This window comes from Cupriavidus sp. C3SS-1 (assembly GCF_057073755.1).
The window spans coordinates 56,263-77,645 of the sequence record NZ_CP172699.1; the positions used below are offsets into that span (position 1 = coordinate 56,263).

A 21,383-nucleotide genomic window follows, 5' to 3' on the forward strand; every position below is an offset into this window, starting at 1 on the left:
GGCTTTGTTTCGACTGGTGCCGCCTTCTCATTTCCGCTGGCTGCGGTTTCCCGCTAGACTTCGATTCTCGCGCCCAGGGAGATCGCGCCATGGCAGCACGCACAATGGGCAAGTCCGCATCCACGCCGGCCAAGCCGGTTGCCTCCGCACCGCAGCGCGCCTCGCGGCGCAAGACCGGGGCCGATACCCTGATACGTCTGATACGCGTCGGCATCGGCGGATGGAGCTACGCGCCGTGGCGCGACAATTTCTATCCCGACGGCCTCGCGCAGTCGCGTGAGCTGGAATACGCCAGCCGGCACCTGACGGCCATCGAGATCAACAGCACCTATCACGGCACCCAGAAGCGCGCGTCGTTCGCCAAATGGCGCGACGAAACGCCCGATGATTTCGTGTTCTCGGTGAAGGCCTCGCGTTTTGCCACCAACCGCCGCGTGCTGGCGGAATCGGGCGAATCGATCGCGCGCTTTATCGATTCCGGCATCGCGGAGCTTGGCTCGAAGCTCGGGCCGCTGGTCTGGCAGTTCGCCCCGACCAAGCAGTTCGACGCCGGGGATTTCGAAGCCTTCCTGCAATTGCTGCCGGATTCCGTGGAAGGCGTGAAGCTGCGCCACGTGCTGGAAGTCCGGCATGACAGTTTCGCGGTGCCCGAATACCTGAAGCTCGCGCGCAAATACAAGGCCGCCACGGTCTATACCGACTCGGCGAAGTTTCCATCGATCGCGGACCTGACCACGGATTTTGTCTACGCGCGCCTGATGGAAAGCAGCGAGAAGCTGCCGACCGGCTACGGGCCGAAGGCGCTCGACGCGTGGGCCGGACACGCGCAGACCTGGGCCGCGGGCAAGGCGCCGGCTGAACTGGAGCAGGTGGAAGACAAGCAGCCAGCGGCGAAAAAACGCGAAGTCTTCATCTTCTTCATCAACGGCGCCAAGGAACGCGCCCCGGCGGCCGCGCAGGCATTGCTGTCGCGCCTGGGCTGGGCGCCGCAGGAACCGGTGCCGGTGAAAAAGCGCGCCTGAGGGCGGTCGACCGAAACCCCGTTGCTACAATCCGGCATGAACGAAAACTCCCAAACGCCGCAAGCCGGCGCCCCCGCCGCGGATTTCTCCGCCCTGCCACTGTCGCCGGCCATGCTTGCCACGCTCGCCCAGCTTGGCTATGACGAGATGACGCCGATCCAGGCCGCCAGCCTGCCGTTGACGCTCGCCGGACACGACCTGATCGCCCAGGCCAAGACCGGCAGCGGCAAGACCGCCGCGTTTGCGTTGGCCCTGCTCCACCGGCTGGACACGCGCCGCTTCGACGTGCAGGCCATGGTGCTGTGTCCCACACGCGAACTGGCCGACCAGGTCACGCAGGAAATCCGCCGCCTGGCGCGCGCCGAAGAGAACATCAAGGTGCTGACGCTGTGCGGTGGCTCGCCAATGCGCCCGCAGGTCGACAGCCTGGTCCATGGCGCGCATGTGGTGGTGGGCACGCCGGGCCGCATCCTCGACCATATCGACCGCGGCAGCCTGGAGCTGTCGGCGATCAACACGCTGGTGCTCGACGAAGCGGACCGCATGCTCGACATGGGCTTCTTCGACGATATCGCTTACGTCGCCAGCCGCTGTCCGGGCGAGCGCCAGACGCTGCTGTTCTCGGCGACTTATCCGCCCGGGATCGACAAGCTGACGCAGAAGTTCCTGCGCAAGCCGCGGGAGGTCAAGCTGGCCGAGCGGCACGACAGCACCAGCATCCGCCAGTATTTCTATGAGGTCGAGGAAGGCGAGCGGCTGAACGCCGTGGGGCGCCTGCTCGACCATTTCCGTCCGGCCAGCACGCTGGCATTCTGCAATACCAAGGCGCGCTGCCGTGATCTGGTGGACCTGCTGCGCGCGCAGGGTTTCCAGGCGCTGGCCTTGCACGGCGACCTGGAGCAGCGCGACCGCGACCAGGTGCTGGTGCAGTTCGCCAACGGCAGCTGCTCGGTGCTGGTGGCCACTGACGTGGCCGCGCGCGGGCTCGATATCGCGCAACTTGGCGCAGTGATCAACGTGGAAGTCACGCCGGACCCCGAAATCCATATCCACCGCGTCGGCCGTACTGGCCGTGCCGGTGAAGAGGGCTGGGCCTTCAGCCTGGTCAGCATGGACGAGATGGGGCGCGTCGGCAACCTGGAGCAGCACCACGGCGGCGAGTTCGAATGGCATCCGCTGGCCGAACTGCAGCCGGCCAGCAATGAACGGCTGCTGCCCTCCATGGTGACCCTGCAGATGCTCGGCGGGCGCAAGGAAAAGATCCGTCCGGGCGATATCCTGGGCGCGCTGACGGGCGAGGCCGGCTTTACCAAGGAGCAGATCGGCAAGATCAACGTGATGGAGATGTCGACCTACATCGCGGTGGATCGCTCCATCGGCAAGGAAGCGGTGCGCCGGCTCAATGCCGGGAAGGTCAAAGGCAAGAAGGTGAAGGTGAGGATGCTGACGGAGTGAGGCCTCCACGGGCGACCGCATAGTTTCCCTCAGATCCGGCTTCGCGAAGATTCGTGTAAGTCACCCTGTCAGGGCGCACTATCCTTTGCTAATCTGATGGACATGGCATCCCTGCCGCAGCGCATGATCGACAGAAGAAGGAGTGGGTGATGACAACCGCACGCCAGGTCGTAGAGTCCAAGCCGACTCAAGCCATCTTCAGCATTCCGCCCACGGCGACGGTATATGCCGCGCTGCAGTTGATGGCGGAAAAGGGCATCGGCGCCGTGCTCGTGATGGAGCACGGCAAGATCGTGGGGATCCTGAGCGAGCGCGACTATGCGCGCAAGGTCATCCTGATGCAGCGTTCGTCACGCGATACGCTGGTGCGCGACATCATGACATCGTCGGTCATCTATGTGAGTGGCGACCAGACCACCGACGAATGCATGGCGCTGATGACCAAGCATCGCATGCGCCACTTGCCGGTGATGAATGGCGAGGATTTGCTCGGCATGCTGTCGATTGGTGACCTGGTGAAGGACATCATCTCCGAGCAGCAATTCATCATCGAGCAGCTCGAGCACTATATCCACGGCGGCAGCCGCTAGCTGCCGGACGCAACCAAGGTGGTGCGCTCTGCGCGCACCACCGTTGCCTTTGCCCGTTCCTGAGCGTTTCAGCCTCGTTGTTGCACGGGCGCCGCACGCCATATGCGAGTCGCGCATATAATTATGCGTTTGCTGAATTCGTGAATCCGGCCATCCGCCGCGGCGTCTGAACGCTGCGCGCCTGGACTTCCGGCCGGTGCCAGTCCCCCTGCTTTGTTGACCGCCTGCGGCCATCTCGCCGCGCGCTGCTGTTGTCCGCCCATGTCATCGCTTACCCCGGCCAGTCAGGCCAACGCTTCCATTCCCCTTGCCCCGGCCATTGATCACCACGCCATCATGCGCGTGATCGGCGGCATCGTGCTGTGCATCCTGCTGGCGGCGCTGGACCAGACCGTCGTCATCCCGGCCGTGCCGGCGATCGCCAATGACCTGAACGGTTTCGGGCACCTGTCTTGGATCGTGACGGCGTACCTGATTACCTCGACCGTCGCCACGCCGCTGTACGGCAAGCTGTCCGACAGCTTCGGACGGCGCCGGCTGCTGATGGTGGCGATCACGCTGTTTATCCTGGCCTCGGTCGCGTGCGCCATGGCGCAGTCGCTGGGGCAGCTGATCCTGTTCCGCGCGCTGCAGGGGATCGGCGGCGGCGGACTGATGTCGCTCGCGCAGGCGGCCATTGCCGACGTGGTGGCGCCGCGCCAGCGCGGGCGCTACCAGGGTTATCTGGCGACGGTGTGGGCGGTGGCTTCCATCGCCGGGCCGCTGGTGGGCGGCTGGGTGTCCGACAACCTGTCGTGGCGCTGGCTGTTCTGGATCAACCTGCCGCTGGGCGGGCTGGCGATGGTGATGTGCTACCGCGGCCTGGCCATGCTGCCCGTGCGCGGCGGCCGTGCGCGCGTGGACTGGCTCGGGGCGCTGCTGCTGGCCGTGGCCATCGTCGCGTTCCTGCTGGCGATGAGCTGGGGCGGCGACGTGTTCGACTGGCTGTCGCCGCAGCTTGGCCTGCTGGCCTTGCTGACCGTGGGCGCCGTCGCCGCGCTGGCCTGGCAGGAGCGCCGCGCCGCCGATCCGATGCTGCCGCCGCGGCTGTTCGCCAACCGTGCCTATGTGATGGGCGTGGCGGCTTCGGCGCTGGCCGCGCTGAATATCTTCCTGTGTATTTTTGCCCTGCCCCTGCATTTCCAGCTCATGCGCGGCGCCGATGCGTCGATGTCGGGCCTGCTGGTGATGCCGTTCCTGCTGGCCACCGTGGCGGGCAACTTCATCGTGGCGTGGCTGGCGCCGCGCGTGGGCCGCATGCGCGGCATCCTGACGGCCGGTTTCGTGGCTGGCATGCTGGGGCTCGCCGTGCTGGCGCTCTCCACGTCCGCCGTGCCGCTGGCGGTGGTGCTGCTCGCAATGGCCGTGGGCGGCGTCGGACTGGGCATGGTCATGGTCGGTACGCTGATGAGCGTGCAGAACGTGCTGGAGCGCCGCGACACCGGCGCCGGCACCGGCGCCCTGCTGGTGCTGCGCTCGCTCGGCAGCGCGCTGGGCGGCGCGTTGGCCGGCACGCTGCTGACGCTGGAGTTTCGTCACGCCACGGCCGCCGCCGGGCTGACGCAGGCGCTGGACCTGGGTGCGCTGCGACACGGTAGCGAAGCATTCGCGCAGCTCTCGCCGATGGTGCGGCAGGTGCTTGCTGCGGGCGTCGAATCGGGCTTCCAGCTGATCTTCGCCGTGGGCGCCGTGGCCGCGCTGCTGGCACTCGGCATCGTGCGCTGCATGCCGGACCTGGAGCTGCGCGGCAGCGTCACTGAACACGCCGCCACGCTGGCCATGGACTGAGCCGTCGCCGGCGGCAAGGCGGCCAACGGCGTAAACTATGGCGTACCCGATACAGCGAGACACCCCCGCATATAAAGACAGGAGACATCGCATGAACCGCCGTCAGACCGCCCTTGCCGCTGCATTCCTGCACCCTTCCGCACTGGCTGCGGCACTGGCGCTTGCCGCCGCCAGTGCCGCGCTCCTGCCGCACCCGGCGCGTGCCGCCGACAGGTCCGCCGCTATCCCGGCCGCTGCGCCGGCCGGCAACTGCCCGGCCTCGCTCAATTTCCAGTTCCCGCGCCTGCAGGACGAGGCGCCGCAAAACCTCTGCCAGTACGCCGGCAAGGTGGTGCTGGTAGTCAACACCGCGAGCTATTGCGGCTTCACGCCGCAGTACGAAGGGCTCGAAGCGCTCTATTCCAGGTATCGCGACCGCGGGCTGGTGGTGCTGGGGTTCCCGTCCAATGACTTCTCGCAGGAGCCGGGGTCGTCCAAGGAGATCGCGGATTTTTGCTACAACACCTACGGCGTCAAGTTCCCGATGCTCGGCAAGTCGCACGTTCGCGGCGGCGATGTCAATCCGATGTACGCGATGCTGGCGAAGGAAACCGGTACCGCGCCGAAATGGAACTTCTACAAGTACCTGATCGACCGCAGGGGCAATGTCGTGGCCAGCTACAACAGCATGACCACGCCCGACGACAAGCAGTTCGTGGCGAAGATCGAGCAGTTGCTGTCCAGCCAGCGCTGAATCGACCGAACCTGTCTTTCGCCTGCGACAGCCCGGCCATGGCCGGGCAGTTTTGCCTGGAGAAATTGACCTGCATCAAGCTCCCATCGCCGCCGGCTGATTAACGTCGCCGCTTTCAGACGGCGGAACCAGACGATGGGCATCACCCTGTACGACGCAGACGGACACACCTGCCTGATGTTTGCCGACCTGGTCGAAGAGGCGCATGGCGAGGTGGTGCAGACCAACCAGTTCCTGGTGGTGGACCACGGCCACGGCGCGCTGATCGATCCGGGCGGCAACATGACCTACAGCGAGCTGTACCTGGCTATCGGCCGCTACTTTCCGCCAAAGCAGCTCGATTACGTGCTGGCTTCGCACGCGGATCCGGATATCGTCGCTTCGGTCGGCCGCTGGCTGACCGGGTCGGACTGCAAGGTGCTGATTTCCCGGGTCTGGGCGCGCTTTCTTCCGCATTTCTGCCAGGCTGGCAAGACCGCTGGCCGCATCGTGACCATCCCCGATGCCGGCGCGCATATCCCGCTGGGCCGGAGTTCGCTGATTGCCCTGCCGGCGCACTTCCTGCATTCCGAGGGCAATTTCCAGTTCTACGATCCGGTCAGCAAGATCCTGTTCTCGGGAGACCTGGGCGCGGCCATGACGAGTGCCGGCGAGGCTGGCACCACCGTCACGGATTTCGATGCCCACGCGCCGCGCATGCTGCCGTTCCACCAGCGCTACATGAGCGGCAACCGCGCCTGCCGGCTATGGGCGGCCATGGCGCGCACGCTCGATATCGAATGGATCGTGCCGCAGCACGGGCCGTCGTTTCGCGGCAAGGCCATGGTGGCGCGCTTCATCGACTGGGTCGAGAACCTGCAGTGCGGGCTGGACCTGCTTACCTCCAATCACTATCGCGTGCCGCCAGCGCGCGCCACGATGGACTGATCAGCCGCGGAGCAGGCCTTCCGCGCGCATGGCTTCCTGCACGGCGGGGCGCGCGGCGACGCGCGCGAGGTATTGCTGCAGCAATGGGTATGCCGTCAGCGGCATCATCAGCATGCGTGCCCAGCCCAGAATCGTGAAGCAGTAGGCATCGGCCACGGTAAAGGTGCTGCCGGTCAGGTACTCGCTGGATTGCAGGTGGCGGTCGAGTTCGGCGAAGCGCAGCTGCAGCTTGGCCTTGCACACCTGCGCGGTGCTGTCGGCGGTTTCCTTGTGCCACAGCCACGGGCTGAACACCTTGTGCAATTCCGTGGAGACCAGCGTGAGCCAACTGATGGCTTCCAGCCGTTCTCGCGTGCCTGCAGCCGGCAGCAGCCTGCTTTCGGGCACCAGATCGGCGACGTACTGCAGCAGCGCGGCCACTTCGCTGTGGCGCGAGCCGTCGTCGAGCTGCAACAGGGGCACGTAGCCGCGGGGATGGATCGCGTAGAAATCGTCGCTGCCGTTCTCGGCTTCCACCAGCTTGTGGTGGACCAGGTCGACCCTGGCGAGCGTGACCGGCAGTCCCGCTTCACGCAGGGCGATGTGGACCGCCATCGAGCAGGCGCCGGGGGAATAGTAGAGCTTCATCAGGGTGTCCTATGTCGCGTTGGGCCACGGCGTGATGCAGTGGCCGTGCACGCAGTCTAGGACTTGCACGGGTGGCAGGCAATGCGCAGGGGCGTGCCCCTGCGCATTCGCACCGGATGCGCTCAGGCGAGCAATTGCGAGAGCGCTGCCGGCAGGCCGGCATTGGGCTTGCGCGGCGGCCGCGCGAAGCTGCCTTCGCGCGTGGTGCCGGCCTGCAGCGCGACCAGCGATTCGCAATGGCGCACGGCGCTGCTGACGCCATCGACGACCGGCACCGGAATGCGGCCCTTGAGCGAACGCGCCAAGCCAGCGAGCGGCGCGCCGGCGACGATGATGACGTCGGCGCCATCTTCGCGCACGGCCTGCAGGCTGAGTTCTTCCAGCCGAGCGGCATGGTCTTCCTGCACACTGCCGATATCGCGCAGCGGTTCCTGCAGCGAACGAATGCTTGCGAGCCGCGACGAGAGGCCGTTGCTGGCCACGCATTCGCGATACCACGCCTCGATGCGATGCGAGATCGCGATGATCGAGAAGCGCTGGCCCAGCAGGCAGGCGCTGGCCAGTGCGGCCTCGGTCATGCCGACCACGGGCACGTCGAACAGCTCCTTGAGTCCGGCCAGGCCCGGGTCGCCGAAGGCGGCGACGACCAGGCCGTCGAACTTGCCGGCATGCTCGGCGGCGGCGCACGCGGTCGCGTAGCCGCCCACCAGCGCTTCAAAGCGCGTTTCGATATAGGCCACGCCGAACTGCGCAGTGGCCATGGTGATGTTCGTCTCGGGCGCGGCAGTGCGCAGCGCTTCCGCGTGGATCAGGTCGGTGACCGACTCGCTGATGTTGGGGTTGACGATCAGGAGATTCATGATGGGTTTGCGATGGATTCCGCGATGTGTTCGGTTCAGACCTCGGGTTGCCCGGCTTCCAGGAACCTGCCGCGTCCGGCCGCGGGCTCCAGGTACTCGCCGTTGCGCACCAGCATGTCGCCGCGCGAGAAAGCGGTCACGGGCCAGCCAGTCACTTCGATGCCTTCATACGGCGTGTAGTCGACCGCGTGATGCAGCGCGTCGTTGGTGATGCGCACCTTGCGCGCGGGATCCCACAGCACGATGTCCGCATCGGCGCCGACCGCGATGGTGCCCTTGCGCGGATACAGGCCATAGATCTTGGCCGGACGGTACGAAGTCAGCTCTACGAACTGGTGCAGCGACAGCTTGCCGCGCGCCACGCCGTCGAACAGCAGCGGCAGGCGCGTTTCAATACCCGGCACGCCATTGGGAATGTGGTCGAACGCATGCTCGGTGCTGCCGCCCAGCTTCTTGCCTTCCGGATCGTCGTAATTGAACGGCGCATGGTCCGACGAGAACACGCTGAATACGCCGTTGACCAGCGCGCGCCACACGGCGGCCTGGTTCTCCGGATCGCGCGGCGGCGGGCTGCAGACGCACTTGGCGCCTTCATAGCCGTCATCGCCGGGCAGGCCCATGTCGTCGGCGGTGAGGTACAGGTACTGCGGGCAGGTCTCGGCCAGGATCTTCAGTCCCCGGCCCTGCGCCCAGCGGATTTGCTCGATCGCTTCCTTGCCCGACACATGCACGATCAGGATCGGCACATCGACCAGTTCGGCGAACGTGATGGCGCGATGCGTGGCCTCGCGCTCGACCGGCGCCGGACGCGCCAGGCCGTGGAAGCGGGGCGCGATGCGGCCTTCGCCGGTGAGCTTGTCGGTCAGCCACGAGATGCAATCAGAGTTCTCGGCATGGACCATCACGAGCGCCTTGTGTTCGCGCGCGACGTCGAGCACCTCCAGCATTTCGCGGTCCGACAGCTTCAGGTCGTCATAGGTCATGTAGACCTTGAACGAGGTGTAGCCCTGGCGGATCAGCGCGGGCAGCTCGTCCTGCAGCACGGCGGGCGTCGGGTCGGCCACGATCAGGTGGAACGCGTAGTCGATCACGGCGCGGCCTTCGGCGCGGCTGTGGTAATCGGCGACGGCTGCCTTGAGCGAATGGCCCTTTTCCTGCGCGGCGAACGGGATCACCGTGGTGGTGCCGCCGCACACGGCCGCGCGCGTGCCGGTGAAGAAGTCATCGGCCATGCGCATGCCGTCGGGCATGGGCTGGTCCAGGTGGCAGTGGCCGTCGACGCCGCCGGGCAGCGCGAGCAGGCCGGTGGCGTCGATTTCGCGGTTGCCTTGCGGCAGGCCCTGGCCGAGCGCGACGATGCGGCCGTCGCGCACGCCGATATCGCACTGGAAGCGGTCGGAAGCGGTGACCACGTCGGCATTGCGGATCACGAGGTCGAGGTTGTTGTCTGCGGGCATGGTCATCACTCCGGTTCGTTGACTCGCTGCCTTACTGGACTTCGCGGAACAGCCGGCCCCAGCCGGTCAGCGCGCGCGTATCCACGCCGGCCAGGCGCAGCGACTTCCACACCACGGTGGAGATGGTGTCGTACACGGGAATGCCGGTCTCGGCTTCCAGCGCTTCCACCAGGTGCGCCGCGCGCAGGTTGGTGCAGAACGTGGTGATGGCTTGCGGCGCGTCCTTGGCGAGTTCGCGCACCATGGTGCGGATAGTGTCCTCTTCGACCTCGGCGAAGCTGTAGTTCACGTGCAGGTCCAGATGGCGCTCGGCCGAGCAATCGAAGCCGCTGCGCTGGTAGTTGGCGACGATGCGTTGCTGCACGTCGTCGAGGTACGGCGTGGCCAGCCCGAAGCGGCGCGCACCGGTCTTTTCCAGGATCTCGTTGAGCGCCAGCACCGACGTGGTGGCGGGAATGCCCGTGGCTTCGGTGATCTGCTTGCACAGTGCCTCGTCCTTGTCGAAGCCGAGCCAGCCCGACGACGTGCCATTCCACGCGATCACGTCGACGCGCGCATCGGCCAGCAGGCGCGCGGCGCCCAGGATCTTCTCGAGGTCGAACTGGCCCAGCGCCTGGTCGCGCAGCGAGATCTCGGTGACGGTGAAGCGAGAGAAATGCGCGCTTACGTTCGGCAGGCCGCTGACCATCGCGCTGGTGATCGGTTCGAGCGCGGTGTTGGAGGACGGCGTCAGCATGCCGAGGCGGATTTGCTTGGTCATTGCAGTAGTTCTCAGGAATGGTGCGGGCGCCGTCGTGCGCGGCGCTCCGCTGTTTATTTTTGGGCTTACTGTTCGGGCTTGTCGTTGAAGGCGAGGGCGGTGCCGGGCACGCGCGGGCTGGTGCGTGCCAATTCGAGCTCCTTGCGCAGCGCTGCCTGTCGCGCGGCATCCGGGTGCACGGCGTTGCCGGCCTGCAGCGCGGGCAGCACGTAGTCGTTCACCATGCGGCGGTACAGGTCGAGGTAGGCCGCGTCGCGCAGGCCGCCTTGCGTGGACATGATGCTGTTCATCACGATGACCGCGTTCTGCTTCGGCAGCACGGTGATGAACTGGCCCTTGTAGCCCATGGCGCTGAATTCGCGCTCGCTCTTCACGATGTTGTTGACCCAGCAGTAGAAGCCATAGTCTGGCGCCGGTCCGGACGGCGTGGTCATGCGTGCGACCCAGGATGCCGGCACGACCTGCTGGCCGTTCCAGCGGCCCTGGTTCAGCATCAGCAGGCCGAGCCTCGCCATGTCGATGGAGCGCAGGCGCAGGCCCCAGCCGCCGGAGACCGCGCCCTTGCCATCGGCACCGTCCCAGCGGTAGTGCTGCATGCCGAGCGGCTTGAACAGGCGTTGCTCGGCATATTGCTGCTCGGGCAGTCCGGTGACCTGGCTGATGGTGGCGCCGACCAGCACGGGATTGACGTCGATGTAGTCGAACTCGGTGCCGGGCGCGACGCGCACGCTGGCGGAGGCCGCGACCTTGAGCCGGTCGGGCACGCCGTAGTAGAGCGTGTCAGTGCCTTCGACGAGCTTGTACGACAGCCCGCTCGACATCGACATCAGGTGGCGCAGCTGGATCGCCTGCTTGTTGGCAAGCGCCGGCGCAAGGTCGGGGCGCGCGGCGGCAAGGCGTGCGGCCGGCGCGTCCTCGGCGTTGAGCTTGCCGTCTCCGACCAGCGTGCCTACCAGCAGGGCGCTGATGAACTTGGTGACGGAATACAACTCATGGTTGTAGTCGCGCGAGAGGCCGTCGCCGTAGCGCTCGAACACGAGCTTGCCGTCCTTGATGACGAGCAGGCTGCGCACGTCGAGCTTGTCGCGGCGGATCCATTCGGACAAAGCCACGAGCTTCGCCGAGTCGACGCCGACAGCCTCGGGTTGCGCGGCCGGAACGCCATCGGCGCTTGCACGGGCGGGTGCCGCCGGGGCGGCGTGGACCTGCAGGGCGCCGACGGCAAGCACGGCGGCGGCCAGCATGCGGGGGATGCGAGTCATGATATGTCTCCTCCTCCTCGCCGCGCCGTCCGTTGGACGGACGCCTGCGCGACGGGTGCGGATATGGCTTTCTTAGGGACCGGTGCGGGTCAGACCGGAATCTTCGTCTCGTAGTCGATCGAGGTGGAGGCCAGCAGCAGGCCCACGCCGGCCGCCGCGAAGAACATCAGTGCCAGGAAGTAGGAGCCCGTGGCCTGCACGATCAGGCCGACGATGATCGGCACGCTGATGCCGGCGATATTGCCGCCCAGGTTCATCAGGCCGCCCAGGAAGCCAATCTTGTTGCGCGTGCCCAGCATCGACGGCACGGACCAGAACAGGCCGCACCAGCGCAGGAAGAACATGGTGGAGGAGAGCAGCGCCACCACGGCCACCGCATTGGCGACATAGGCCACCGAGAAGATCGACACGGTGGCGACCACGGCCGCGATACCGAACAGCGTGCGCATCACCACGTTGGGGCGGCCGCCGGCTTCCTTCCACTTGTCGGCGATCCAGCCACCGACGAGTTCGCCCACGAAGCCGCTCATGAAGATAAGGAAGCTCGCGCCGCCCATCGTCTTCAGGTCAAAGCCGCGTGCCTTGCTCAGGTAGGTCGGCATCCAGGTCAGCAGGCCGTAGAACACGGCGTTGAAGCACATCCAGCTGATGGCCATGCACCACACCGAGCGGTACTTGAAGAAGTCGAGCGAACGGCCGGACAGGTTGGTCGGCTCGGTGCTGTGTTCGCGTGCGTGGGCTTCCTCGATGTGACGTGCTTCGAGTTCATTGACGCCGCTGTGTTCGCGCGGGGAATTGCGGATGTACCACCAGGCCACGAAGCCGGCCAGCACGGTGCCGACGCCGGCGACCACGAACGACATGCGCCACGAGCCGAGTTCGCTGATGAGTCCGGCGATGATGAGCGAGCCGAGCGCCGCGCCCAGCGGCGCGCCGCCGTCCAGCAGCGTGGCACCGCGGCCGCGTTCGTTCTGCGTCATCCAGATGGCATTGAGTTTGCCGCCGGCCGGATAGATCGGCGCTTCTGAGGCGCCCAGCCCGAGTCGGGTCAGCAGCAGCGCGGTGGCGTTGGTACAGACCGCCGCGATGGCCTGGAAGAAACCCCAGAACACGGTGGCGCAGGCAATCACGATGCGCGGCTTGTACTTGTCGGCCAGCATCCCGCCCGGGATCTGCATGAATGCATAGGTCCAGAAGAAGGAACTGAGGATCAGCCCCTGCATGGCGGGGCTGAGGTCGAACTCCTTGGCGATCAGCGGCATGGCGACCGACAGCGACGCGCGGTCGATGTAGTTGATCGCGACGAGCATCAGCATCATCAGGAAGATTTTCCAGCGCACGCTGCTGCGCGTGGCCGTGAGGGTGCCGGCTTGGCTTGTCGTTTGCATGACGGGGGTGTCTCCTTACTCCAGGTCCTTCAATTGAGGCGTTTGTAGTCTGTGTCGCGCAACCGGATCGGAGTATAGGATACGTAATCTGTAATTACAACTCACGTAAGTCATTGATTTTGTGTAGATGCAATTGCACAATTGTGGGTGTGATAGCCTTCGGTTGGTGCAAATTTCCCCATGCTGGTGACGTCCGTGACACAAACGCTTCCGAAAACTGCCCGTCTGCGCACTTTGGGCATGTCCGCCGAAATCGCGGCACGCCTGCGCACGATGATCGAAGAGGGCGAACTTCCGCCCGGCGAGCGCATCGACGAGCGGGCCTTCTGCGAGGCGTTCGATGTCTCGAAGACGCCGCTGCGCGAGGCCCTCAAGGTGCTGGTGGCCGAAGGTCTGGTGCTGCACCGGCAGTACATTGGCTACCGCGTCGCGCCGCTGGATCTTGACGAACTGCGTTCGACTTTCGAAACGCTGCACGGCCTGGAGGCGACCGCTGGCGAGCTGGCCGCTCAGCGCCTGGACGATGCCGCGCAGGCCAGGCTGGAGCGCCGCCACCAGGCCATGATCGACGCGCACGAGGCGGGGCGGCGCACCGACTATTTCCGTATCAACCAGGAAATCCACCAGCTCATCATCGACGGTGCCGCCAACCCGGTGCTGGCGGCGGTCTATGCCGCGCTGATGAGCAAGGTGCACCGTGCCCGCGGCGCCGCCAACGCGGATATGCTGCGCTGGCAGGAGTCGCATGAGGAACATGAGGAAATCATGGCGGCGCTGCGAGAGCCGGGCCGGCCGCGCCTGGCTCAAGTGCTGCGCCGGCATTCCGAGAACACCGCCAACGAAGTGATGACCGTCGTCGCGCGCTCGCTCGCGGGGGTAGCCGACCGGCAGAACAATCCATCCAAGGGAAAACAATGAAACTGGTGAGAACTGGCCAGCCCGGCGCCGAGCGCCCGGGCCTGATCGATGCGCAGGGCAAGGTGCGCGACCTGTCCGGCGTGGTAGGGGACATCACCGCCTCGCAGCTGTCGCCGGATGCGCTCGCACGACTGGCTCAGGTCGATGCGGCCACGCTGCCGGTCGTGGAGGGCACGCGCTTTGGCGTGCCCTGGACCGGCATCGGCAAGATCATCGCGATCGGCCTGAACTATGCGGACCATGCGGCCGAAGCAGGCATGCCGATTCCGGCGGAACCGATCGTCTTCCTCAAGGCCAACAGCTCGCTCAACGGCCCCGATGACGATGTGATGCTGCCTTACGGATCGGTGAAGTCCGACTGGGAGGTGGAGCTGGGCGTGGTGATCGGCAGCACCGCACGCAATGTCTCGCGTGAAGACGCGCTGAGCCATGTGGCCGGTTACTGCGTGGTGAACGACGTCTCTGAGCGCGAATTCCAGATCGAGCGCGGCGGCACGTGGGACAAGGGCAAGGGCTGCGACACGTTCTGCCCGGTCGGCCCGTGGCTGGTCACGCGCGACGAAGTGCCCGATCCGCAGGCGCTGGGCCTGTGGCTGGAGGTCAATGGCGAACGTGTGCAGAAAGGCAGCACGGCGACCATGGTCTTTGACGTGGCCACGGTGGTCAGCTACGTCAGCCGCTTCATGACGCTGCAACCCGGCGACCTGATCGCCACGGGCACGCCGCCGGGCGTGGGCATGGGCTTCAAGCCGCCGCGTTTCCTGAAGGCGGGCGACACGATGCGGCTGGGCATTGAAGGGCTGGGCGTGCAGGGGCAAAAGGTGGTTGCGTACGAGTGATGTGCCGATTGTGTTCCCTCTCCTCTCATGGGGAGAGGGGTGGTTAAGGCACCACGCTTGATCCTGCGCCAGCCTTCCCCACCAACCCCTCTCCCGCAAGCGGGAGAGGGAGCACGCAAGAGGCGCGGCGTAGACCTCCTCAAGGTTCCCCGCAGAAACCCTTTCATACAAAGCGTCGGGTTTCCATACAAAGCGTGCCGCGCGAGCAACAGTCCCGGTGTCGAAAAGGGCCCGATTACAGGGATTTACATGAAATCCCCGGCATGACGGTTGCGTTGCGATTTCTAAGTGAAATACTGGTTATAAGGACGGCGCATCTGACCGTCCACAGTCTTCGCCAGAAAATCAAGCCATGTCCGAGCACGCCCCCGAGATCGAGACTTACCTTGGTACCACCCTGAAGCGCCGCTTCTGCGCGCTGGCCGACACCCTGGACAGCCGCGCCGAACTCGAAGCCATCCGGCGCAACATCCACCAGAACCCCGAACTCGCTTTTGACGAAGTCCGTACCTCCGGGCTCGTCGCCAGTCTCCTGGAGAGCTGGGGCTACGCGGTGACGCGTGGTGTCGGCGGCACGGGCCTGGTGGGCACGCTGAAGTCGGGCACCGGGGGACGCAGCATCGGTATCCGCGCGGACATGGACGCGCTGCCTATCCACGAGCGCACCGGCCTGCCATATGCGAGCGCGAACGAGGGCCGCATGCATGCGTGCGGCCACGACGGCCACACCGCCATCCTGCTGGGCGCAGCCAAGCAACTGGCCCGCACCCGCAACTTCAACGGCACCGTTCACATGATCTTCCAGCCGGCCGAGGAAATCGGCGCTGGCGGCGGGGCCGAGCGCATGCTGGCCGATGGCCTGTTCGAACGCTTCCCATGCGACGCCATCTTCGGCCTGCACAACCACCCGGGCGTGGAGCAGGGCCATTTCCTGTTCCGCTCGGGCCCGTTCATGGCGGCCTGCGACACGGTCACCATCACCATCCGCGGCAAGGGGGGCCATGCCGCGCGGCCGCATCAGTCAGTGGACCCGATCCTGGTGGCGGGCAGCCTGGTGATGGCGCTGCAGTCGGTGGTATCGCGCTATGTCGACCCGAACGAAACCGCCGTGGTCACCATCGGCACGCTGCACGCGGGCCACGCGCCGAATGTGATCCCGGACAGCGCGCGCATGGAAATCAGCGTGCGTTCGTTCAGCCCGGAAGTACGGGCCTCGCTGGAGGCTCGCATCCGCCAGCTCGCGATCGCGCAGGCCGACGGCTACGGCGCCGTGGCGGAGGTGAACTATGTACACGGCTACCCGGTGCTGATCAACAGCGAACGGGAAACCGAATTCGCGCGGCAGATCGCCGAGGAACTGGTCGGCGCCGAGAAGGTGGTCACGCAGGCCGCGCGCATTACCGGCAGCGAGGACTTCGCCTACTACCTGCAGCAGCGGCCCGGATGCTTCGTGCGCCTTGGCAATGGCGCCAACCAGCCCTTGCTGCACAACCCGGGCTACGACTTCAACGACGAAAACCTGACGGTTGGCGCGGCGTACTGGACGAGGCTTGTGGAGCGTTACCTGTCCCGGTAATCGGGTTCATCGAAAAAACGCGCTTGGCGGTACGCCGAACTGCCGCTTGAACATCGTCGCAAACGCGCTCGGGCTCTCGTAGCCGAGATCGAGCGCCACATCCACCACCTTGCTGCCCGCGGCCAGTCGCTCCAGCGCCGCCAGCAACCGCGCCTGCTGCCGCCACTGCCCGAACGTCATCCCGGTTTCCCGTGCGAAGCGGCGCTGGATGGTCTTCGGATCGACCCCGAGCCGTTCGCCCCAGCCGGCCAGCGTCAATGAGGTATCGGGCGCGGCGATGATGGCATCGCAGATCTGGCGCAGTCCGGCATCGGCCGGATGCGGCAGGTGCAGCGGCAGCGTCGGCACCAGCACCACCTCGTCGAGCAGCAGGCGCATCAGCCGCCCGTCGCGCGAATCGGCGGAGTAGGGCAGCGGCACGTCGATCGCGGCCAGGATCAGTTCTCGCAGCAGCGGCGAGATGCCAAGCACGGTGCAGCGCCGCGGCAGGTCCGGCGCCGCGTCGGGACGGATATAGGCGGTGCGCATCCGTACCTGCCCCACCATGCGGATCCAGTGCTGCGTGCCGCCGGGCATCCACATGCCGCGCGTGGGCGGCACGATCCACTGGCCCTCGTCGGTCGAGACGACCATCACGCCGTGGACCGCGTGGATCAGCTGCGCGTGCGGGTGCTGATGCCGGGATGTGACGTCGCCAGGCTGGTAATCCGCCGCCATCGCCGTGACCGGCATGGGACTGCGATCAAAGTGCACATATCGCGGCGGATTGGTGTACGTGTCTCCCAGGGCCTGGGTTGCCGCCGGTGCCGGCTTCCACACACGTAACGGTGACATGTCCTTTTCTCCAAGGTTATGGACCCATTCTCGCAGGACAGGCGGTCGAGGGCCAGATAGCATCGCGTTTCTTACTGTCCCGACGAGCGCCCCCAGCGGTTCGTCATCCGTCCTGTCGAAACCGCCAATGAGCACAACCATCGACTCCAAGGCCGCCGCTGCCGGTGTCCATCCCGAGCCATCCGCCGAACGCACGGGCTTTCGCGTCCTGTCCGCGATCAGCTTCGCCCACTTCCTCAACGACATGATCCAGTCGTTGATCCTGGCGATCTATCCGATGCTGAAGGGCGGCTTCAACCTGAGCTTCGTGCAGATCGGCCTGCTGACCATGACCTACCAGGTCACGGCATCGCTGCTGCAGCCGGTGGTCGGCCTTTACACCGACAAGCATCCCAAGCCGCATTCGCTGGCCATTGGCATGGGCTTTACGCTGGCCGGGCTGCTGTTGTTGTCGGTCGCGCCGACCTACGGCGTGCTGCTGGTGGCCGCGGCGCTGGTGGGCACCGGTTCGTCGATCTTCCACCCGGAGTCGTCGCGCGTGGCGCGCATGGCGTCGGGCGGCCAGCACGGGCTGGCGCAGTCGATCTTCCAGGTCGGCGGCAACGGCGGCAGCGCCATGGGGCCGCTATTGGCGGCGGGCATCGTCCACAAGCAGGCCAGCGTGGCGTGGTTCTCGCTGGCGGCGCTGCTGGCCATCGCGGTGCTGTGGAAGATCGGCGGCTGGTATGCGCAGCAGCTCGCGCACCGCGCGCGCAAGGGCAAGGCGGCCGGTGCCACGGCCAGCCCGGTGCCGACGCGCGTGGTGGTGCGGTCCATGGTGGTCCTGCTGGTGCTGGTGTTCTCCAAGTACTTCTACATGGCGAGCCTCACCACCTACTACACCTTCTACCTGATGGAGAAGTTCGGCCTGGCGCGCCAGAGCGCGCAGGTCTACCTGTTCGTATTCCTGTTTGCGGTGGCGGCGGGCACCATCCTGGGCGGCCCGATCGGCGACCGCATCGGCCGCAAGCGCGTGATCTGGGCCTCGATCCTCGGCGTGGCGCCGTTCACGCTGGTGCTGCCGCACGTCGGCCTGTTCTGGACCGGCGTGCTGACCTTCGTCATCGGCTTTATCCTGGCGTCGGCCTTCTCGGCAATCCTGGTGTTCGCGCAAGAGCTGATTCCTGGCAAGGTGGGCATGGTCTCGGGCCTGTTCTTCGGGCTCGCCTTCGGCATGGGCGGCATCGGCGCCGCGGTGCTGGGCGGGCTGGCCGACACGCACGGCATCCAGGCCGTCTACCGGCTGTGCGCGTACCTGCCGCTGCTGGGCCTGCTGGCGGTGTTCCTGCCAGACCTTGGCGGCCGGCGCAAGACTGCCTGACGCGCGCCAGCGCACACAGCGCCATTGCGCCCCGCCCTGGCGGGGCGTTTTAACTGGTACCGGCGTCTCCTACACTGGGGACTATGCCTGCGCGCCGGCCATCCCTACCCACGCCAATTTCAGCTTCGCCACCGTCGGCGCTTGCCGCGTTGCGTGCGGACGGCCAGGCCGCCGTGCTCGATCGCCGCGTATCGGTGATCGCCGCAACGCGCGACGCCGCACGGATACCGCACCTGATGCGCGCGGTCGGCTATCGCATCGATGATGACGACGCCTGCGTGACCGTGTTCCTGTGCCGCCCGCAGTCGCTGCAGGTGTTGGCCGACATCGCCGCCAACCAGTCGATCGCCGTGGTCTTCAGCGAACCGAGCACGCACCGCACGCTGCAACTCAAGGGTTTTGACGCGCGCGAAACGCCGCTGCAGCCTGGCGATTGCGCGCGCGTGGCCGCCTACCGCGAGGCGCTTGGCGAGGAGATCAGCCTGATCGGCCACGAGGCCGCGCTCGCCCATGCCTTCCTGGGGTGCCCGGACGACGAACTTGCCGCCGTCAGCTTTACCCCGACGCAGGCGTTCCAGCAGACGCCGGGGGCGCAGGCCGGGCAGGCACTCAGCCCGGCAACGATCTGAGATGGCAACGACGCGCGCCCCAATGAAGGCCCCGCTGACCGCGGCCGATATCCGTGATTGCCTCGAAGGCGTGATTCCCGCCGTGATGGCCACCTGCTCCGCGGACGGCACGCCCAACGTCGCGTATCTCTCGCACGTGCAATATGTCGATCCGCAGCATGTCGCGCTGTCGTTCCAGTTCTTCAACAAGACGCGCGAGAACGTGCTGGCCAACCCGGTCGGCACGGTGCTGATGATCCATCCGGACACGGCGGCCATGATCCGCCTGACCGTGCATTACCTGCGCACCGAAACCGCGGGTCCGCTGTTCGAGCATATGAAGGCCCGGCTCGCCGGCATTGCCTCGCATTCGGGCATGGAGAACGTGTTCCGGCTGCACGGCGCGGATGTGTATCGGGTTTCGTTGATCGAGACCGTGCCGGGCGGCGGGCGCCTGAGCGAGCCTCCCGGCCAGGTTCGCTGGCAACGGCTCGGCGCACTGCGCTGCATGACGGAAAGACTGGCATCCTGCACCGAGACCGGCCAGCTCTTTGACGTGGCGATGGCGGGGCTGGCGGCGGACTTCGGCATCGACCACGCCATGCTGCTGATGCACGATGCCAGCGCCGGACGGCTCTATACGGTCGCCAGCCACGGCTACGTGGCCTCCGGCGTGGGGTCCGAGATCGCGCTGGGGGACGGCGTGATCGGCGTCGCCGCGCGCGAGCGCACGCCGATCCGCATCATCCACATGACCTCGGACCGCAGCTACAGCCGCGCCATGCGCGACAGCGTGATCGACACCGGTTTGTCGGCACGGCTGGATACCGAGATTCCGCTGCCGGGCCTGACGGCGCCGGGCAGCCAGCTGGCGGTTCCGGTGTGCGCCGGCAACACGTTGCTTGGCGTATTGTTCGTCGAAAGCGAGCGGGAACTGCGCTTCACCTATGAGGATGAGGACGCGCTGGTGGTGCTGGCCGGGCAGCTCGGGCAGGCCATGCGCGGGCTGCAGGCCAGCGCGGACGCCGCAGCCGATGAAGCCGCCGCGGCGTCCGTCCCCGGCGATGCGCCGCCACGCGAGCCGCAACCCGTGCTGGTGCGCTACTTCGAGGCCGACAGCAGCGTCTTCCTCGACGACGACTACCTGATCAAGGGCGTGGCCGGCGCGATCTTCCGGCGCCTGGTCTGCGACTACCTGCACGCCGGGCGCGAGGCCTTCACCAACCGCGAACTGCGGCTCGATCCCGCGCTGGGCCTGCCGGACATCAGCGACAACCTTGAAGCCCGGCTGGTGCTGCTGGCGCGCCGGCTGGTCGAGCGCGACGCCAGCGTGCGCATCGAGCGCACCGGCCGCGGCCGCTTCGCCTTGCGCGTGACGCGGCCGCTGCGGATCGAGCATGTAGAGCGAAGCGGCTGATCAGCCCGCGGCCCACGCCGCCTGGGACGGGCCGGCGGGCAGGCCCAGCGCGCGCGTCAGCTTCATCCAGTCCGGCATCGGCAGCAGCGTGCGGCAGACATCGAGCAGGCCGGTGAAGGCTTCCGCCGGCGCGTTGTCGCGGATGCCGGCCAGCATCAGCGCGCGCTCGGCGGGCGTGATGTTCGGCAGCATCCAGCGCGCGATCATGCCGACCGTCTCCTGCGGCAGCGACGCCACGATGCGGTTTTCCACGTCGAGCAGCTCGGCGTCGGTATGGCTGGCCCACAGCACGGCGTTGTGCCGGGTTTCCTCGAAGTGCATGTGCTCGTAGTTCTCGGCCACGAACAGCGACAACTGGCGGTACAGCTCGCGGACGGCATCGGCGCGCGCCACCGGGATGGTGGCGGCGACCCGGTCGGCCAGCGCGAGCAGCGCGCGGATCTCGGCCATATGGGTGACGTGCTCGTGGGCGATGCGCGCCGTGGAGCCCGGCACGCGCGCTTCCATGGCGGCGTGCACGTAGTCGTTTTCCTTGTGCAGGTGCTGTTCGCAAGCCGACAGCAGATCGCGTACCTGACTCAGCGTGCCGCGCAGCTCGGCCTCGTCGTCGGTGTCGGTGCGGCCGACGCGCAACAGCGTGTCGGCCATGAAGGCGCGCAGCGCCTTGTGGATGCGAGCGTAGATATCGAAGCGCGGCGCTTGGTGCGCCTGTTGATGGGATTGCGCGAAGCCGAGGGTGTTGCCAGTGACTGCCATGATGAACCTGTCTCCTTCAGGGCACCTGCGGTGCCGGGCGGCCTGCGATGGGGCAAGTCCGGCGCCAGTGGCAATCCGGATCGCGGCGCCATCAGGCCGGTGCTGGCCGCCGCATGCAAGGCAGTCTAGAAAGCGGCGGGACGGCAGGTTCGTAAAAGTTCGCTCAG

Annotated in this window: 20 protein-coding genes; 12 read left to right on the plus strand and 8 right to left on the minus strand. The window is 66.5% G+C overall.

Annotation, left to right across the window (positions count from 1 at the left end):
- The first annotated feature begins 89 nt into the window (after positions 1–89).
- The 6 genes from ACIGJC_RS00215 to ACIGJC_RS00240 all read left to right on the plus strand — a co-directional run bounded on the left by ACIGJC_RS00215 (position 90) and on the right by ACIGJC_RS00240 (position 6,554).
- On the plus strand, positions 90–1,022 hold the full coding sequence (locus tag ACIGJC_RS00215) for a DUF72 domain-containing protein (RefSeq protein ID WP_483710024.1): 933 nt from the start codon (positions 90–92) through the stop codon (positions 1,020–1,022).
- A 36-nt stretch (positions 1,023–1,058) separates the two neighbouring features.
- Entirely contained in the window at positions 1,059–2,477 is a 1,419-nt protein-coding gene (gene dbpA / locus ACIGJC_RS00220) for an ATP-dependent RNA helicase DbpA (protein ID WP_483710026.1), read from the plus strand.
- Positions 2,478–2,626: 149 nt separating this feature from the next.
- Entirely contained in the window at positions 2,627–3,067 is a 441-nt protein-coding gene (locus ACIGJC_RS00225; RefSeq protein ID WP_483710028.1) for a CBS domain-containing protein, read from the plus strand.
- 336 nt (positions 3,068–3,403) lie between these two features.
- Positions 3,404–4,894 (plus strand): MDR family MFS transporter, encoded by a 1,491-nt coding sequence (locus ACIGJC_RS00230; protein ID WP_483711575.1) that lies wholly within the window; start codon positions 3,404–3,406, stop codon positions 4,892–4,894.
- A gap of 91 nt (positions 4,895–4,985) precedes the next feature.
- The gene (locus tag ACIGJC_RS00235) at positions 4,986–5,627 is read left to right on the plus strand and encodes a glutathione peroxidase (RefSeq protein WP_483710030.1); all 642 of its coding nucleotides are present in this window, start codon (positions 4,986–4,988) and stop codon (positions 5,625–5,627) included.
- 135 nt (positions 5,628–5,762) lie between these two features.
- On the plus strand, positions 5,763–6,554 hold the full coding sequence (locus ACIGJC_RS00240; protein WP_483710032.1) for an oxygen-binding di-iron domain-containing protein: 792 nt from the start codon (positions 5,763–5,765) through the stop codon (positions 6,552–6,554).
- Here ACIGJC_RS00240 and gstA read toward each other — a convergent pair whose 3' ends face one another.
- The 6 genes from gstA to ACIGJC_RS00270 all read right to left on the minus strand — a co-directional run bounded on the left by gstA (position 6,555) and on the right by ACIGJC_RS00270 (position 12,908).
- The gene (gstA, locus tag ACIGJC_RS00245; RefSeq protein ID WP_483710033.1) at positions 6,555–7,181 is read right to left on the minus strand and encodes a glutathione transferase GstA; all 627 of its coding nucleotides are present in this window, start codon (positions 7,179–7,181) and stop codon (positions 6,555–6,557) included. It lies immediately after the preceding gene.
- Positions 7,182–7,303: 122 nt separating this feature from the next.
- A complete protein-coding gene (locus tag ACIGJC_RS00250) occupies positions 7,304–8,041 on the minus strand; it encodes an aspartate/glutamate racemase family protein (RefSeq protein WP_483710035.1) in 738 nt (245 codons plus the stop codon).
- A gap of 35 nt (positions 8,042–8,076) precedes the next feature.
- Positions 8,077–9,498, minus strand: a complete 1,422-nt coding sequence (hydA, locus tag ACIGJC_RS00255; RefSeq protein WP_483710036.1) for a dihydropyrimidinase — start codon at positions 9,496–9,498, stop codon at positions 8,077–8,079.
- Positions 9,499–9,529: 31 nt separating this feature from the next.
- The gene (locus tag ACIGJC_RS00260) at positions 9,530–10,258 is read right to left on the minus strand and encodes a maleate cis-trans isomerase family protein (protein ID WP_483710038.1); all 729 of its coding nucleotides are present in this window, start codon (positions 10,256–10,258) and stop codon (positions 9,530–9,532) included.
- A gap of 65 nt (positions 10,259–10,323) precedes the next feature.
- Positions 10,324–11,520 (minus strand): serine hydrolase domain-containing protein, encoded by a 1,197-nt coding sequence (locus ACIGJC_RS00265; protein WP_483710040.1) that lies wholly within the window; start codon positions 11,518–11,520, stop codon positions 10,324–10,326.
- A gap of 89 nt (positions 11,521–11,609) precedes the next feature.
- Positions 11,610–12,908, minus strand: a complete 1,299-nt coding sequence (locus tag ACIGJC_RS00270; protein WP_483710042.1) for an MFS transporter — start codon at positions 12,906–12,908, stop codon at positions 11,610–11,612.
- A gap of 180 nt (positions 12,909–13,088) precedes the next feature.
- On the opposite strand from ACIGJC_RS00270, the gene ACIGJC_RS00275 reads away from it, so the two are divergent.
- From ACIGJC_RS00275 to ACIGJC_RS00285, 3 genes are all read left to right on the plus strand, one after another.
- Entirely contained in the window at positions 13,089–13,826 is a 738-nt protein-coding gene (locus ACIGJC_RS00275; protein WP_483710044.1) for a GntR family transcriptional regulator, read from the plus strand.
- The gene (locus ACIGJC_RS00280) at positions 13,823–14,665 is read left to right on the plus strand and encodes a fumarylacetoacetate hydrolase family protein (protein ID WP_483710046.1); all 843 of its coding nucleotides are present in this window, start codon (positions 13,823–13,825) and stop codon (positions 14,663–14,665) included. The genes ACIGJC_RS00275 and ACIGJC_RS00280 overlap by 4 nt, the downstream gene beginning before the upstream one ends.
- Before the next feature lie 352 nt (positions 14,666–15,017).
- The gene (locus tag ACIGJC_RS00285) at positions 15,018–16,241 is read left to right on the plus strand and encodes a M20 aminoacylase family protein (RefSeq protein WP_483710048.1); all 1,224 of its coding nucleotides are present in this window, start codon (positions 15,018–15,020) and stop codon (positions 16,239–16,241) included.
- A 6-nt stretch (positions 16,242–16,247) separates the two neighbouring features.
- On the opposite strand, the gene ACIGJC_RS00290 is transcribed toward ACIGJC_RS00285, so the two are convergent.
- Positions 16,248–17,075 carry an AraC family transcriptional regulator gene (locus ACIGJC_RS00290; RefSeq protein ID WP_483710049.1) on the minus strand — a complete coding sequence of 276 codons (828 nt, stop codon included), beginning with the start codon at positions 17,073–17,075 and terminating at the stop codon, positions 16,248–16,250.
- 127 nt (positions 17,076–17,202) lie between these two features.
- On the opposite strand from ACIGJC_RS00290, the gene ACIGJC_RS00295 reads away from it, so the two are divergent.
- From ACIGJC_RS00295 to ACIGJC_RS00305, 3 genes are all read left to right on the plus strand, one after another.
- Entirely contained in the window at positions 17,203–18,435 is a 1,233-nt protein-coding gene (locus ACIGJC_RS00295) for an MFS transporter (protein ID WP_483710050.1), read from the plus strand.
- Between the two features lie 149 nt (positions 18,436–18,584).
- Positions 18,585–19,064, plus strand: a complete 480-nt coding sequence (locus ACIGJC_RS00300; protein ID WP_483710052.1) for a hypothetical protein — start codon at positions 18,585–18,587, stop codon at positions 19,062–19,064.
- Position 19,065: 1 nt separating this feature from the next.
- Positions 19,066–20,460 carry a GAF domain-containing protein gene (locus ACIGJC_RS00305; RefSeq protein WP_483710053.1) on the plus strand — a complete coding sequence of 465 codons (1,395 nt, stop codon included), beginning with the start codon at positions 19,066–19,068 and terminating at the stop codon, positions 20,458–20,460.
- Here ACIGJC_RS00305 and ACIGJC_RS00310 read toward each other — a convergent pair whose 3' ends face one another.
- On the minus strand, positions 20,461–21,216 hold the full coding sequence (locus ACIGJC_RS00310) for a hemerythrin domain-containing protein (RefSeq protein WP_483710055.1): 756 nt from the start codon (positions 21,214–21,216) through the stop codon (positions 20,461–20,463).
- Between the last annotated feature and the right edge of the window lie 167 nt (positions 21,217–21,383).